Raw genomic sequence first — 1278 nt, forward strand, 5'->3', positions numbered from 1 at the left:
CTCCGCGGAGCTCGCCCCGCAGGACCTCGCCGCCCTCACCGGCGCGGACTTCGCCGACATCGCCGCGCAGTAAGCCCCTACTCCGCGGGCACGTCCGTCAGCTCGCCCACCCCGGTCAGCTCCGCATATTCGTTGCGCACGCTGCCCACGGCCGGGTCCGCCTCGCGCCAGCGCAGCGTGTCCGCCACCCGCGAGGGCGCGAGCAGCTCCGCAGCCTCCTCCGGGGTGCCGGACACCCACTGCTCCACCTCTTCTGCGGCCAGGAACAGCGGTAGGCGGTGGTGCAGCCACGCCATATTTTCAGCCGCCGCGGTAGTCACCATCGTGGTGGACAACCGGTCCAGACCGGTCTCCCACAGTGCCGCGGCGAACAGCAGGCCGGACTCGGGCTGGACGAAGTAGGGCTGCTTGCTGCCCTTCTCCCCCTTCCACTCGTAGTACCCGTCCAGCACCATCAGTCCGCGGCGCGACTTGAAGGCGGAGCGGAACGAGGGTTTTTCGGCCACGGTCTCGGCGCGGGCGTTGAACAACGGCGGCCCCGTTTCGTCCTTTTTCCAGGACGGGAGGAGGCCCCAGCGGGCGGCGTCGACAAGCGCCCCCTGCTCCTGGAAGCGCACGAGCGGCACCTGCTGGGTCGGGGCGATGTTGTAGCGGGCGGGCGGCGTGCCGTCGGGGGCGTCGACGGTGCCGACCCCGGGCAGGGTGCCGACGGCGTCAAGCAGCTCGTCGCCGGTGGTGAAAAGAACGAAACGTCCACACATGCCTCTATTATGATGGACCGCATGACTGAACTGTGGACCGCACCGTTTTCGCCCGACCCCATCTCGCACACGCAGCAGGTGCCGGGGTCGAAGTCGATGACCAACCGCGCGCTCGTCCTCGCCGCGCTCGCCAACGGCGAGTCCACCGTCGTCGGCGCGCTGCGCTCGCGCGACACGGAACTCATGGAATCCGCGCTCGCCGCGATGGGCACCACGTTCACCCACAGCGGCGAGGAAATCCGCGTCACGCCCGGCGAACTCCACGGCGCAGAGGTGGACTGCGGCCTCGCGGGCACCGTCATGCGGTTCGTGCCCGCCGTCGCCGCGTTTGCGCAGGGCCCGGTGCTTTTCGACGGCGACGTGCAGGCCAAGGCCCGCCCCATGGGCACAATCCTGGACGCGCTCCGCCACCTCGGCGTCGCCGTGGCGGGCGACGCGCTCCCCTTCACCGTCCACGGCACCGGCCACGCCGACGGCGGCGCGGTGACCATCGACGCGTCCGGTTCCTCCCAGTTCG

At 70.7% G+C, this 1278-nt stretch carries 2 protein-coding genes; one reads left to right on the forward strand and one right to left on the reverse strand.

The features are described 5' to 3' along the window. Positions 1-77: 77 nt before the first annotated feature. Positions 78-761, reverse strand: a complete 684-nt coding sequence (locus EAW56_RS12310) for an SOS response-associated peptidase (protein ID WP_122086841.1) — start codon at positions 759-761, stop codon at positions 78-80. A 12-nt stretch (positions 762-773) separates the two neighbouring features. Here EAW56_RS12310 and EAW56_RS12315 point away from each other — a divergent pair. After that, positions 774-1278, forward strand: a 505-nt coding sequence (locus EAW56_RS12315; RefSeq protein ID WP_425267117.1) for a 3-phosphoshikimate 1-carboxyvinyltransferase, incomplete at its 3' end; no start/stop codon positions are given.

It is taken from the genome of Corynebacterium gottingense, assembly GCF_003693265.1.
Lineage (GTDB): Bacteria > Actinomycetota > Actinomycetes > Mycobacteriales > Mycobacteriaceae > Corynebacterium > Corynebacterium gottingense.

Coding starts and splice junctions, on each gene's coding strand:
- EAW56_RS12310 (WP_122086841.1), bottom strand. CDS start 761: ATGTGTGGACGTTTCGTTCTTTTCACCACCGGCGACGAGCTGCTTGAC.